The 12915-nt window shown below is 69.8% G+C and carries 16 protein-coding genes and 1 pseudogene; 10 read left to right on the top strand and 7 right to left on the bottom strand.

Annotated features, from left to right (window positions below; all coding sequences use genetic code 11):
* Positions 1 to 5: 5 nt before the first annotated feature.
* Positions 6 to 209 (top strand): DUF1918 domain-containing protein, encoded by a 204-nt coding sequence (locus tag BFF76_RS07300; RefSeq protein ID WP_031097534.1) that lies wholly within the window; start codon positions 6 to 8, stop codon positions 207 to 209.
* 77 nt (positions 210 to 286) lie between these two features.
* Here BFF76_RS07300 and BFF76_RS07295 read toward each other — a convergent pair whose 3' ends face one another.
* On the bottom strand, positions 287 to 1549 hold the full coding sequence (locus BFF76_RS07295) for a glycoside hydrolase family 10-like protein (protein WP_078850717.1): 1263 nt from the start codon (positions 1547 to 1549) through the stop codon (positions 287 to 289).
* Between the two features lie 197 nt (positions 1550 to 1746).
* On the opposite strand from BFF76_RS07295, the gene BFF76_RS07290 reads away from it, so the two are divergent.
* Together BFF76_RS07290 and BFF76_RS07285 are read left to right on the top strand one after the other, a co-directional pair.
* Entirely contained in the window at positions 1747 to 2607 is an 861-nt protein-coding gene (locus tag BFF76_RS07290) for a 3-hydroxybutyryl-CoA dehydrogenase (protein ID WP_053930982.1), read from the top strand.
* A 237-nt stretch (positions 2608 to 2844) separates the two neighbouring features.
* Positions 2845 to 3204 (top strand): hypothetical protein, encoded by a 360-nt coding sequence (locus tag BFF76_RS07285; protein WP_031097528.1) that lies wholly within the window; start codon positions 2845 to 2847, stop codon positions 3202 to 3204.
* Positions 3205 to 3307: 103 nt separating this feature from the next.
* Here BFF76_RS07285 and BFF76_RS07280 read toward each other — a convergent pair whose 3' ends face one another.
* The 4 genes from BFF76_RS07280 to BFF76_RS07265 form a co-directional block, all read right to left on the bottom strand.
* Complete coding sequence (locus tag BFF76_RS07280) at positions 3308 to 3619, bottom strand: SCO5918 family protein (protein ID WP_053930981.1); 312 nt, start codon at positions 3617 to 3619, stop codon at positions 3308 to 3310.
* Between the two features lie 56 nt (positions 3620 to 3675).
* Positions 3676 to 4080 (bottom strand): CBS domain-containing protein, encoded by a 405-nt coding sequence (locus tag BFF76_RS07275; protein WP_053930980.1) that lies wholly within the window; start codon positions 4078 to 4080, stop codon positions 3676 to 3678.
* Between the two features lie 46 nt (positions 4081 to 4126).
* Positions 4127 to 5632, bottom strand: coding sequence for a DEAD/DEAH box helicase (locus tag BFF76_RS07270; protein WP_053930979.1), 1506 nt, complete (start codon positions 5630 to 5632; stop codon positions 4127 to 4129).
* A gap of 329 nt (positions 5633 to 5961) precedes the next feature.
* On the bottom strand, positions 5962 to 6165 hold the full coding sequence (locus tag BFF76_RS07265; protein WP_031097515.1) for a cold-shock protein: 204 nt from the start codon (positions 6163 to 6165) through the stop codon (positions 5962 to 5964).
* Positions 6166 to 6814: 649 nt separating this feature from the next.
* On the opposite strand from BFF76_RS07265, the gene BFF76_RS32890 reads away from it, so the two are divergent.
* Positions 6815 to 6964, top strand: a complete 150-nt coding sequence (locus BFF76_RS32890) for a hypothetical protein (RefSeq protein ID WP_158709697.1) — start codon at positions 6815 to 6817, stop codon at positions 6962 to 6964.
* Between the two features lie 240 nt (positions 6965 to 7204).
* Here BFF76_RS32890 and BFF76_RS07260 read toward each other — a convergent pair whose 3' ends face one another.
* The gene (locus BFF76_RS07260; protein WP_031097513.1) at positions 7205 to 8098 is read right to left on the bottom strand and encodes a helix-turn-helix transcriptional regulator; all 894 of its coding nucleotides are present in this window, start codon (positions 8096 to 8098) and stop codon (positions 7205 to 7207) included.
* A 224-nt stretch (positions 8099 to 8322) separates the two neighbouring features.
* Here BFF76_RS07260 and BFF76_RS07255 point away from each other — a divergent pair, with 224 nt between their 5' ends.
* From BFF76_RS07255 to BFF76_RS07235, 6 genes and pseudogenes are all read left to right on the top strand, one after another.
* A complete protein-coding gene (locus BFF76_RS07255; protein WP_031097511.1) occupies positions 8323 to 9339 on the top strand; it encodes a zinc-dependent alcohol dehydrogenase family protein in 1017 nt (338 codons plus the stop codon).
* A 30-nt stretch (positions 9340 to 9369) separates the two neighbouring features.
* Entirely contained in the window at positions 9370 to 9780 is a 411-nt protein-coding gene (locus BFF76_RS07250) for a (R)-mandelonitrile lyase (protein WP_031097509.1), read from the top strand.
* 28 nt (positions 9781 to 9808) lie between these two features.
* Positions 9809 to 9943 (top strand): annotated as a pseudogene (locus tag BFF76_RS33590) (SDR family NAD(P)-dependent oxidoreductase); the annotation flags it as partial.
* Entirely contained in the window at positions 9940 to 10488 is a 549-nt protein-coding gene (locus BFF76_RS33585) for a cyclophilin-like fold protein (RefSeq protein ID WP_078850716.1), read from the top strand. The pseudogene BFF76_RS33590 and the gene BFF76_RS33585, both read left to right, overlap by 4 nt.
* Before the next feature lie 53 nt (positions 10489 to 10541).
* A complete protein-coding gene (locus tag BFF76_RS07240) occupies positions 10542 to 11801 on the top strand; it encodes an MFS transporter (RefSeq protein ID WP_065847674.1) in 1260 nt (419 codons plus the stop codon).
* Positions 11802 to 11838: 37 nt separating this feature from the next.
* A complete protein-coding gene (locus BFF76_RS07235; RefSeq protein WP_053930977.1) occupies positions 11839 to 12606 on the top strand; it encodes an SDR family NAD(P)-dependent oxidoreductase in 768 nt (255 codons plus the stop codon).
* Between the two features lie 124 nt (positions 12607 to 12730).
* Here BFF76_RS07235 and BFF76_RS07230 read toward each other — a convergent pair.
* Positions 12731 to 12915: NUDIX hydrolase (locus BFF76_RS07230; protein ID WP_478076849.1), on the bottom strand; the 185-nt coding region annotated here is incomplete at its 5' end.

Below are 12915 nucleotides of genomic sequence, written 5' to 3'. Positions count from 1 at the left end.
CCCCGATGGAGGCACACACGGGCGACCGGCTGCTGACGCACGGCAGGACCGTGGGACAGCACGACCGGGTCGCAGAGATCATCGAAGTGCTCGGTGACGGGGGCAGCCCCCCGTACCGTCTGCGTTTCGAGGACGGGCACGAATCGATCAGGTCACCGGGCCCCGACAGCGTCGTCCAGCACACGGCCCCCGAGGACCGGGACCGCTAGAGCGCGTGTGTGCCGGGGGCACGAGTGGCTCCCGGCACACACGTCCGGGCGGGACCGGGAGACCCCGAGGGCCCCGCTCAACGGGGTGCGCGCACCCGGGTCCGGTAGTGGTCGGCGACCACCCGGGCCATGGCCCCGACGGGGTCGGCCTTCACGTGCTTCGCCGAGAAGTAGACGTGGCCGCCCACCTCCGGATGCCCGGCGGCGAGGTCGAGGTGCCGGGAGAGTTCTGCCGGATCCTGCCAGGCGGCGGGCTGAGCCGGGTCACCCGCCTTGTAGAGCGCCTCCCCGACGTACAGGCCGACGCCGGTGCCCCGGACCGTGTCCGCCCACCACGGCAGCAGCTTCGCGTAGTCGGCGGCGGAGAAGCCGATGTTCCAGTAGATCTGCGGGCAGATGTAGTCGATCCAGCCCTCCTTCACCCACTTCCGGGTGTCGGCGTGCAGGTCGTCGTAGGTCTGCACGCCTGCCGCGGTGTCCGAGCCCAGCGGATCGGTCCTGGCGTTGCGCCACACCGCGAAGGGGCTGATCCCGAAGCGGACGCCGCTCCTGACCTCCTTGATCCGTTCGGCCGTCCCACGGACCAGCCGGTCGGTGTTGTCGCGCCGCCAGGCCGCCTTGTCCGCGAAGTCCTGGCCGTAGCGCTCGTAGGCGGCGTCGTCCTCGAAGACCTGGCCTGCGACCGGGTAGGGGTAGAAGTAGTCGTCCCAGTGCACCGCGTCGACGGCGTAGCGGCTCACCGCGTCGAGCATCGCGTCCTGGACGAACTCCCTGACCTCGGGCAGGCCCGGGTTGTAGTAGAGCTTCCCGCCGTACGGCAGGACCCATTCCGGGTGCAGCCGCGCGGGGTGGGAGGCCACCAGACGGGACGGGTCGGTGTGGTTCGCGACCCGGTACGGGTTGAACCACGCGTGCAGCTCCAGTCCCCGCGCGTGCGCTTCGCGCACCGCCGTGCCCAGCGGATCCCATCCCGGATCCTTGCCCTGGACACCTGTCAGGCACTGGGCCCATGGCTCGTACGACGAGGGCCACAGGGCGTCGGCGCTCGGCCGGACCTGGAGGACCACGGCGTTCAGCCGCAGGGCGACCGCGCGGTCGAGATGGTCGATCAGCTCCGCCTCCTGGGCGGCGGCGCTCAGGCCCGGTTCGGAGGGCCAGTCCAGATTGGCGACCGTGGCGATCCACACACCCCGCAGTTCGCCCTCCCCCGCCCTGCGGCCCCGGCCTCCGTGCCGGGGGGTATCCGGTCTGCGCGCGGCGGCGGCATCACCCGTTGTCAGCAGAGCGGCCACCACGCCCGCCGCGCCCGCCACCCATGCTCTCCGACCCATATGACGCATATGCGTACCCTCCATGCCTCTGTTCCCGTATGTCACGTCGACAGCGCGTGACGCAGATCATGCCCGTCCTCGGACCTTCCGACCCGCAGCTCGTCCGAGCCGGATCTCGGAGTAACGTCGGGGGGTCGAGGCGGACACCGGAATCAAACGGGAACTGCCGCACAAAGATCAGCGAAAGGCACGAGGTGACGGACTCTATGGCCGACATTGCACGCGTCGGAGTGGTCGGCTGTGGCCAGATGGGCGCAGGCATCGCGGAGGTGTGCGCCCGCAGCGGCCTCGAGGTCAGGGTGGCCGAGACCACCGGCGAGGCGCTGGAGATAGGGCGTACCCGGCTGCACAACTCCCTCTCCAAGGCCGCCGAACGCGGCAAGATCACCGCTGAGGAGCGCGACGAGACCCTCGCCCGCCTCAGCTTCACCACCGACCTCGGTGAGTTCGCCGACCGCGACCTCGTGATCGAGGCCGTCGTGGAGAACGAGCAGGTCAAGACCGAGATCTTCCAGGTCCTCGACCAGGTCGTGACCCGGCCGGACGCGATCCTCGCCTCGAACACCTCCTCCATCCCGCTGGTGAAGCTGGCCGTGGCGACGTCCCGGCCCGACCAGGTCATCGGCATCCACTTCTTCAACCCGGCCCCGGTGCAGCGGCTCGTCGAGCTGATCCCCGCACTGACGACGTCCGACGAGACCATAAAGCGTGCCGAGGCCGTCGTGCAGAACGTGCTGGACAAGCACGCGATCCGCGCCCAGGACCGCTCGGGCTTCGTCGTCAACGCCCTGCTGATCCCGTATCTGCTCTCGGCGATCCGGATGTTCGAGTCGGGCATCGCCAGCCGCGAGGACATCGACAACGGCATGGAGATGGGCTGCGCCCACCCGATGGGCCCGCTCAAGCTCGCCGACCTGATCGGCCTGGACACCGTGGCATCGGTGGCCGACTCGATGTACGCGGAGTACAAGGAGCCCCTGTACGCCGCTCCCCCGCTGCTCCAGCGGATGGTGGACGCGGGCCGGCTCGGGCGCAAGACGGGCTCGGGCTTCTACCCGTACGCCTGAGCGTCCTGCCGGCGGGCCCGGCGCTCGCGCCGCCGGGCCCGCCGGGGCACGTACCCCGTAGCGGAGCATGCGCCGAGCGCAAGGACCGGCTCGACACGGAGGCGGGCCGACTCGTCTCTCCCTCGGACCAGGCGGCCATGGGCGGGAGAAATCTTGGCTGCCGTGCCACTCACAGCGGTGCAGCGCCTTCAACGACAAGGCCTCAGCGCCGTCCTGCCCGGGAATATAATCGGCCTCATGTCGAAGCCTGACGCGCTGCTTGTTGACGTTGCCGCCCTGGTGGAGTCCGGGCGCAGCAATCAGATGCCTCTGACCGTGGTCGCCGGTGGTGCTGTCATCACGGGCCGGCTGGCTCCCGAAGCCGTCTGGAGGCAGCGGGTGTCGGAGGTCCTTGCGGACTCGGCCCGCCTGAGCGACTTCTCCTCCATGTTCACCACCGCTGCCTCTGAGGAAGGGCCGCCCACGCATCTGCACTTCCACGTGGCGCGGATTCTTCAGGGCACGGTGGGGATCCCGGAGACAGGTGGGATGTACCGGGTCGCGATCGAGGACGTCAGTGCCTGGACGATGGGCGACTTCAGCTACTCCGACCACTGACCCACGTCTCGCCGGGACACCTCGATACGCGGTGAGGGCCCGGCCGGAGTGCGTCGGCCGGACCCTCAGCAGTGCTTACCGGCGGCTCGCGCCTGCCCCTCGGTCAGGCAGCCACAGGGGCGCCGAGCATCGCGGAAGCCTGCTGCAACGGGTTGAGAACCCGAGTGGGTGCGGGGGCCGGGGCTAGGTCGCGGCAGGTGAAGCCGAGCTGGGTCATGGCCCGCACGACTTCTCCTGCGCTGAAGTCTCGGCGGTCCTGGCGTGTGATGACCTGTCCGACCTGTTTGACGGGGTAGGTGCGTCGGCCGATGATCACGGACTCGCCGGATGCCTGCTCGGGCTTGATGCCCTTCATCGATTCCAGGACGCCGCTCCTGGTCAGGTCGAACGGGAAGCGGGCGATGACACAGCGCATGATGCCTCACAGGGAGAGGAACGAAGAGGGAGTGGTTCTGCCGCGGATGTGACGGCTCAGCGGGCTAGGGCGAGGACGCCCAAGGCACTGCCGTGTTCGTCGACCACAGGCAGGGCATCGACCTCGCTGTGGCGCATCATGTGCCCGGCTTCGACCATGGTGGTCACGGGCGAGGTGAAGGGCCCTCGGTCGCCGAGGATGTCCCGCAGCTGGACCCTGTCCGAGTACGCGGAGCCGTCACGAACTGCTGCGAGCTGAGACTGGGTGACCAGTCCGATACACAGGCCGCTGTCGTCGCAGACGAGCAGATGCCCGGTACGGGCACTGGCCATGACGGACAGGGCCACCTCGACGGTCATGTCGTTACAGACCTGCGGCCCGGCGGTCTCCATCGCGTCGGCCACCGTCCTGCCTGCGGCCGTGGCATCCGTCGAACCCGGCTGCATCTGGACCAGCGTCAAAAGGTGCCTCCTGCACAGATGGGTCAGCTTCCGGATCACGAAGTTCTCAGGCAGCCGCGTCGAAGGAGGACTGATGCGCGGTCACGCGCCGGGCCGCGGAGGCGGGGCTGCGCCGACCGCGTGAGGGCGCGCTGCGCCGGCGCCGCTCGACCACCGGCGCGGTGATCGTCACGGGAATACCGGAGGGGGCCTGGGCGCCGGTGATGCGGCCGAGCGCCTCTTCGCCGGAGCGGACCTGGGTGGTCTGGGGCACGATGCCGGCGGCGGTCATGAGGCGGGTCATGTCCCGGCGCTGGTTCGGGGTGACAAGGGTGACGACGCTGCCGGACTCCCCTGCCCGTGCGGTTCGGCCGCCGCGGTGGAGGTAGTCCTTGTGGTCGGTCGGCGGGTCGACGTTGACGACGAGGTCGAGGTTGTCGACGTGGATGCCGCGGGCGGCGACGTTCGTGGCCACGAGCACGGTGACGTGCCCGGTCTTGAACTGGGTCAGGGTCCGGGTGCGCTGCGACTGCGCCTTCCCGCCGTGCAGTGCGGCGGCCCGGACCCCGCTGGCCAGCAGGTGGTCGGTGAGCTTGTCCACGGCCCGCTTGGTGTCCAGGAACATGATCACCCGGCCGTCGCGGGCTGCGATCTCGGTGGTCGTACGGTTCTTGTCCGCGCCGTGCACGTGGAGCACGTGGTGCTCCATCGTGGTGACCGCGCCGGCGGATGGGTCGACGGAGTGGACGACCGGGTCGGTGAGGTAGCGGCGGACCAAGCGGTCGACGTTACGGTCCAGGGTGGCGGAGAACAGCATTCGCTGGCCGTCGGGCTTGACCTGGTCCAGGAGCGCGGTGACCTGGGGCATGAAGCCCATGTCGGCCATCTGGTCGGCCTCGTCCAGGACGGTGATCGCGACTTGGTCGAGTCGGCAGTCACCGCGATCGATGAGGTCCTTGAGCCGGCCCGGTGTCGCCACGACGACCTCGGCACCACCGCGCAGCGCGTTGGCCTGCCGGCCGATCGACATGCCGCCGACGACGGTGGCCATGCGCAGCCTCACCGAACGGGCGTAGGGGGCCAGGGCGTCGGTCACCTGCTGGGCCAGCTCACGCGTCGGCACGAGGACCAGGGCCAGCGGCTGCCGGGGCTCGGCACGCTGACCGGCGGTGCGGGCCAGCAGAGCCAGGCCGAAGGCGAGGGTCTTGCCGGAGCCGGTGCGCCCACGTCCCAGGGCGTCGCGACCCGCGAGGGTGTTGGGCAGGGTCGCCCCCTGAATCGGGAACGGAACGCTCACCCCCTGGGCGGTCAGCGCCGCCAGCAGCTGCCCCGGCATGTCGAGGTCGGCGAACACCTCGACGGCAGGCAGCGCGGGAGTGACCGTGACCGGCAGCGCGAACTCGCCCTGAACCGTGGCGGGCCGCCGCCCATTGCCGGCCGAGCGGCCCGAACCGCCGGAACGGGCCGGGGCAGCGGAACGGGTCGAGGCGGTCGAGTTGAAGCGGCTACCGCCCCGGCCGGAGTCGGCGGCACGGCTGCGGGAAGAACGACTGTTCGTACGTGTGGGGTTCATTCAGAACCTTCCTTGATACGGCACGTATCAAGGAATTCTCGCAGCGGAAGAACAGCGCGGGGAATCACAAGAACGGGCCGAGCGGAATGCGAAATCAAATGAGACCTGCGATTGGTCCCGGAGCGGGATGCAGACCATGGAATGAGTGACGCCATATGGGCGAGGAATCCAGTTCCACCGACAGGTGGGACTCGGAAGGAGTGGGCAGCGAGAAGGCTCCGCGGGCGGATGTTCCACCGCAGGTGGCACCACTCACTCCCGGAGAATGCCCGGAGCTGGGGCCCGCACCCCGAAGGATGCGGGCCCCAGCTACGAAGTGCGCGCCAGCGTCAGACGGGAACGATGTTCTCGGCCGTCGGGCCCTTCTGGCCCGGTGCGATGTCGAAGGTGACTTTCTGACCTTCGAGCAGCTCGCGGAAACCCTGGGCGGCGATGTTCGAGAAGTGGGCGAACACGTCAGCGCCGCCACCGTCCTGCTCGATGAAGCCGAAACCCTTGGCTGCGTTGAACCACTTCACAGTGCCTGACGCCATGTCATATCTCCTTCGGGGGCAGGTACGTCGGAATCCGTAATGCACGGATTCCGCGTCGCCGCGATGATGCCCCGCCCGGAGAAGAACCGGAGACAAAATGAAGCTTCCACTGGTCGAAAAATACCCACGCAGAAGCTTGAAGTTTTGGGAACCACAACTGCAACCGAGAACGACAGTAGCATGCCGTAATGGCCCGCGTACGGTGAACAATTCCACTCTCTTCGCTGCGGTAAAAACACTCCCGGCGCGGCGCGTTGAACCCTCACACCGTGACCATAGATATCGGCCCGCCCCGAGCACAGCGTTGCAGGAAGGATGCACACCTTCACAGCGCGGAGATGCCGACCGCTCGGATGCAGGTCGGCACATCAGCGCGTCGCCCGTCACCCTTGCACCGGACCGGGGCCGTCATCCGCAGCAACCCTCGCCTGCGCCGCCGACCGGATGGACACGCGCCGCAGCCGGGGCACGAGACGTCGCGGAAGAGCCTCCCCCAGCGGCCCGCAGGTACCGCGGTGGCAGATGGCACTCGTCGCGAACAGCAGCCAGGAGTGACCGCGTACACGGCGCAGGCCCGGACCGCCTGCGGTGTGCGAGCCAGCCAGATGAGCGCGATGCCCGCAATCAACGAGGCGGGGACCATCCCCGCATGCAGCCGGCCACGCAGCCTCGGCTTGACCGGCTCCACCAGGTCGACAGCCTGCTCCACCAGAGCAGCGACCAGATGACCACTCTCCGCTCCCTCGTCACCCTGCGCTTCGCGGGGCAGAGCGACATCGCCGCGCTCTCCACGCCCTGAGCCGACGTGGACACCTCCGGCTTCAGCTGCATCGCGGGACACAGCTCCCGACCTCCACCGGACTTATGGGCGTCACTGGCAATCATGCGCTCATGCGCTGTCCACCCCGATCATCGACCAGTCGACCCGGCCGGCGAGATCCGCGCCGGCCTGGGCCCCGCGGCTGCTGAATGCGCCACGCGGGTCCAAAGAGGAGTGGAAGGTCTGTGCACCCCCCTGGCGGGCTTGGCGCCGTCACGGTCAGTTGGCTGCAGATCGCTCTGAATCCCGGTCGGCTTCCTGGGTGGCGGCCCAGGTGGCGAGGAGGCGCAGACCCTCTTCGGAGGGCGAGCCGGGTTCGGCGGTGTAGATGGTGAGGGTGAGGCCGGGGGCGGCGGCCATGTCCAGGCCCTCGAAGGCGAGGGAGAGGTCGCCGACGGCGTGGTGGTGGAAGTGCTTGGTGCCGGTGCCGTGGTGTCGGACGTTGTGCGCACCCCACCGGGTGCGGAAGGCGTCGCTGCGGGTGGACAGCTCCCCGACCAGGTCGTGCAGGTCCTTGTCGTGGGGGTTGCGGCCGGCTTCAGCGCGCACGATGGCGACGGTGATGTCGGCGAAGGCGTCCCAGTCCGGGTAGAAGCGGCGGGAGGTGGGGTCGAGGAAGGTGAAGCGGGCCAGGTTCTGCCGGTTGCCGGGCGTGGCGTAGACGTCGGTGTAGAAGGCGCGGAAGAGCTGGTTGGCGGCGAGGATGTCCATCCGGCCGTTGCGGACGAACGCCGGCCCCGCGGTGATCGCGTCCAGGGTCCATTGCAGGCTGCGGTGCGGTGTCCACTGCCGGGTGGCGGCACGGTGGCGGGGGCGGGTGAGGGCGTCGGAGCCGTCGGCGGCCTGGGCAAGGTTCAGCAGGTGGGCGCGTTCGGCGTCATCGAGCTGCAGGGCGCGGGCGAGGGCTTCGAGGACGGCCGGGGAGACTCCGGCGAGGGTGCCGCGCTCCAGTTTCGAGTAGTACTCGACGCTCATGTCGGCCAGGGCCGCGACCTCGCTGCGGCGCAGGCCCGGCACCCGGCGCCGGGCTCCGGAAGGCAGTCCGGCCTGGTCAGGGGTGATCTTTGCGCGCCGCGAGGTGAGGAACTCGCGGACCTCCTCACGGTTGTCCATGCCTTCGACGGTACGTCCCGCACGCGGCCACAGGGATGTACTGCCGGTACACCCCTTGTCAGTGACTCGCTCCGCGCGGGAAGAGGGGGTTACCTGGAAGGCGTGGTGCTTCGCCTCCCCGCCATCACAGCGAGAGCGCGGCGGAGCCCCGTGCCCAGCCCGGGTGGTCCGCCCACCCGTGATTCGGGTGCGCACCCTGTACCCGGTACGCAAAGGAACCTCTCATGCGCAGCGCAGTGATCCACGCCCCCGGCGACATCCGCTTCGAGACTCTGGAGGAGCCGAAGATCCTCAAGCCGACCGATGCGATCATCCGCACGGCCGTGACGTGTGTGTGCGGGTCGGACCTGTGGCCCTACCGCGGTGCGGAGCCCACCGACTCGGCCCATCCCATGGGCCACGAGTACGTCGGCTTCGTGGAGGAGGTCGGGTCCGAGGTCACCTCGGTCAAGCCCGGCCAGTTCGTTATCGGCTCGTTCGCGACCTCCGACAACACCTGTGCGAACTGCCGCAACGGGTTCCAGTCGAACTGCTTGAACCGCGAGTTCATGTCCACCTGCCAGGCCGACTACGTCCGTATCCCCAACGCCCAGGGCACCCTCGTGGCCACCGATGGTGTGCCGGACGAGCGGTTCTGGCCAGGTCTGCTGGCCGTCTCGGACGTCATGGGCACCGGCTGGTGGGCAGCGGAGGCCGCCGAGGTCAAGCCCGGCTCGACCGCCGTGGTCGTCGGTGATGGCGCGGTCGGCCTGTGCGCGGTGATCGCCGCGAAGGAGATGGGCGCGGAGCGGATCATAGCCATGTCCCGCCACGAGTCCCGGCAGAAGCTCGCCCGCGAGTTCGGCGCCACCGACATCGTCGCCGAGCGCGGCGAGGAAGGTGTGGCCCGGATCAAGGAGATGACCGGCGGGATCGGGGCGGAGAGCGTCCTGGAGTGCGTCGGCACCGCCCAGTCCATGAGCCAGGCCCTGCACTCGACCCGCCCGGGCGGCAACGTCGGCTTCGTCGGCGTTCCCCACGAGGTCGCGCTCGACGGGCAGGAGCTGTTCTTCTCCCACGTCGGCCTGCGCGGCGGCCCCGCCCCCGTACGCCGCTACCTTCCCGACCTCATCGACCGCGTCCTCACCGGCGCGATCGACCCGGGCAAGGTCTTCGACCTCACCCTCCCCCTCGACCAGGTCGCCGAAGGCTACAAGGCCATGGACGAACGCCGCGCCATCAAGACCCTCCTCATCCCCTGACCTGCCCCGCCAACCGAAAGAGGAGCATCCGTGCAGATCACCCGCAGCTCGATCGACACCGCCAAGGGGCCGGCCGACTGGTTCACCGGCGACGTATACATCGACGCCGTCGCCGCGGCCCCCGCCCCGTCCCGGGTCACCGCCAACCTGGTGCACTTCATGCCGGGCGCGCGCACCCACTGGCACCGTCACCCGCTGGGCCAGACCGTCTTCGTCACCGAAGGCATCGGCCTGTGTCAGCGCCGGGGCGGTCCGGTGGAAGTCATCCGGCCCGGCGACCGCGTCCTGTTCGAGGCCGATGAGGAGCACTGGCACGGTGCCGCGCCGAATCGGCTGATGGTCCACCTGGCCATCAACGAGGGCGACGACGACCACGACGTCGTGCAGTGGCTGAACCCCGTCACCGACGAGGAGTACGCCACAGCTCCGGCTACCAGCTGAACCCGACGGGCCTGGTGCAGGTCGCCAAGGAGCTGCACGCCCCGACTCCGAGCACTCCAGCCCCAAGGCGCTGGCCGAGCTGCTGTACCGCCTGCACACCGACCGCAAGGGCTTCCGCCACTACGCCGAGCCCATGCCCGACCCGCAGGACGGCACCCCATGACCTTCGCCCCTCGCCGGGCCCTGACCGCCACCGCCACCACCGGCGTGCTGCTGTTGACCGCGACCGCCTGCTCCGACGACTCACCCGCCGAGCAGGCCCCCGCCACAACAGCCTCCGTGTCATCGTCCGCCCCGGCGTCCGGGCAGCCGCAGACATCGGCGTCAGCAAGCGCGTCCGGATCAGACAGGAGCACTCCGATGGACATCCGCGTCACCATCGACGGCCGGCGTGTCGACGCGAGCTTGAACGGCAGCCCCGCCGCCCGCGACCTCGCCTCCCTGCTCCCGCTCACCCTGGACCTGGAGGACTTCCACGGAACTGAGCGGGTCGCCGACCCGCCGAGAAAGCTGACCACCGAGGACGCCCCCGAACCGGCCGCGGCCAAGGTCGGGGACATCGCCTACTTCGCACCGTGGGGCAACCTCGCCGTCTTCTACAAGGACGGCCCCGCCGCCTCCGCAGATCTGCTGATCCTCGGCCACATCGACGCCGACGCGGACCAGCTGTCAGGGGCCGACCGCATCACCATCGAAACCGCCCCCTGACCGCACCCCCAACCCGAGTACATCCATCTCCTCGTACGGGAAGAAGTTTTCGCATGTCCTCCGCCACCGGGTCCGCCCCCGGCCGACTGCCCTTCGTCGTATGGGTGCTCGCCGCCGGCACGTTCCTGATGGGCACCACCGAGTTCGTCATCGCCGGACTGCTGCCCGAGATGGCCGCCGACCTGAACGTGAGCGTGTCGCACGCCGGTCTGCTGATCACCGCGTTCGCCGTCGGCATGATCGTCGGCGGGCCCACGATGGCCATGGCCACCCTGCGCCTGCCCCAGCGCCACACCCTCATCGGCGCACTCGCCGTATTCGCTCTCGGGCACGCCGTCGCCGCGCTCAGCACCTCCTTCACCGTCGTGCTCACCGCCCGCGTGGTGACCGCCCTGGCCACCGGAGCGTTCTGGGCCGTCGGTTTCGTCATCGCCACCACCACCGCCGGGCCGGCACGCGCCACGCGGGCGGTCGGCGTCATGATGGGCGGCCTCACGCTGGCCAACGTGATCGGTGTGCCGATCGGCTCGTTCGTCGGCCACTACACCGGCTGGCGCGGCCCGTTCTGGGCGCTGGCCGTCCTCGCCGCGCTGGCCGCCGCGTTCGTCGGCCGGTTCATCCCCCGTACCGGACAGCGGGCCGAGGTGTCGGTGCGGGCCGAGGTCCAGGCCCTCAAGCAGGGACGGCTGTGGCTGGCGCTCGGCGCAGCCGTGCTGATCATGGGCGGGGTGCTGGCGACGTACACCTACATCACGCCGCTGCTGACCGACCGGGCGGGCATCCCGGCCGGTGCCGTGCCGCTGGTGCTGATCGCCTTCGGTATCGGTGCGCTGGGCGGTACCGCTATCGGCGGGCGTCTCGGGGACCGTCGCCCGATGGTCACGACGATCACCGCGGCGGCGGCCACCTCCCTCATCCTGCTGGCCCTGATCCCGGCCTCGAACAGTCCGGTGGCCGCCGTGGTCCTGGTCTTCGGCATGGCCCTGGCCGGGTTCACCGTCAACCCGGTCGTCACCTCCCTCGCCGTCCGCTTCGCGGGCGACGCCCCCACCCTCACCTCGGCGCTGACCACCTCCGGCTACAACACCGGCATCGCCGCCGGTTCCCTCGTCGCGGGCCGGGCCCTGGACTCCTCGCTCGGCCTGAGCGGACCGGCCCTGGTCGGCGCCGTCTTCGCCGCGCTCACCCTGCTGCCTCTGATCGCCCTCGCCCTGCGCGGCACCGCCGGCCCCTCACGGATCGTCGCCCACCACACCACCGACGCGGACGAACCGCGGCAGACAGCTGACGCCACCACGACGACCGCACGCTGAACAGCGCCTCCGTACACCTTCGTTGGGAGCAACCGCCATGAACCCCACCTACGACTTCACCGGCCAGGTCGCCTTCGTCACCGGAGCTTCCTCCGGCATGGGGTCGGCCGCCGCTCGCGCCTTCGCCGAAGCAGGCGCCGCCGTGGGCCTCGCCGACATCAACGAGGACGCCGTGAACGCCGCCGCCGAGCAGCTCGCCGACGACGGCCACCAAGTCCTCGCGCTGGTCTGCGACGTCACCGACGAGGACCAGGTCGCCGCCGCCGTCGACCGCACGGTCGAAGCCTTCGGTCGGCTCGACATGGCCTACAACAACGCCGGCATCATGCCCCCGCCCACCGACGCCGCCGACGAGCCTGCCGACCAGTTCGACCGCGTCCAGGGCATCAACCTGCGGGGCATCTGGGCGAGCGTGAAGCACGAACTGCGCCACATGCGGGAGCAGGGAAGCGGCGCGATCGTCAACTGCTCCTCCCTCGGCGGCCTCGTCGGCAACCCCGGCCGCGCCGCCTACCACGCCACCAAGCACGGTGTGATCGGCCTGACCAGGAGCGCCGCCCTCGAATACGGCTCCCGCGGAGTCCGGATCAACGCCGTCTGTCCCGGCACGATCAGCACCCCGATGGTCGACGCCATGGTCGAAGGCGGAGAACTCGACCGCGGCCAGGCCGAAGCGGGCCAGGCCATCGACCGGCTCGGCACCGCCGACGAGATCGCCCAGGCCGTCCTGTGGCTGTGCAGTGACGGCGCGAGCTACGTCACCGGCATCGCCCTCCCCGTCGACGGCGGCTACACCGCCCAGTAACCCACTTCCGGGCCGGGTACGACACGACGTCAGGACCCAGCTCTCCCACGAACCGAACCCTCTTAAGTCTCCTGCCGCCAGGAGGCCATCGGGCCATGCCCTGCCGACGCGGAGGCATGTGCCCTCATGCCACGCGCATGTGATGGAGCATCAGCAGTCCGGCTGCCATGTTTGCCGCCGGTACCTCACCGCGCGCGACCATGTCCGGCACGAGTTCGAGCGGGACCCACTCGCGGCGCGAGGACTCGAAGTCGTCCGCCGGAGGGCCGGTGTACGTCGCCTCCCGGCACCAGAAGAGATGGTGCCGGG

Source organism: Streptomyces mutomycini, assembly GCF_001700505.1.
In the GTDB taxonomy this organism is placed as follows: domain Bacteria; phylum Actinomycetota; class Actinomycetes; order Streptomycetales; family Streptomycetaceae; genus Streptomyces; species Streptomyces mutomycini.
This window is presented reverse-complemented; position numbering and strand designations above follow the sequence as displayed.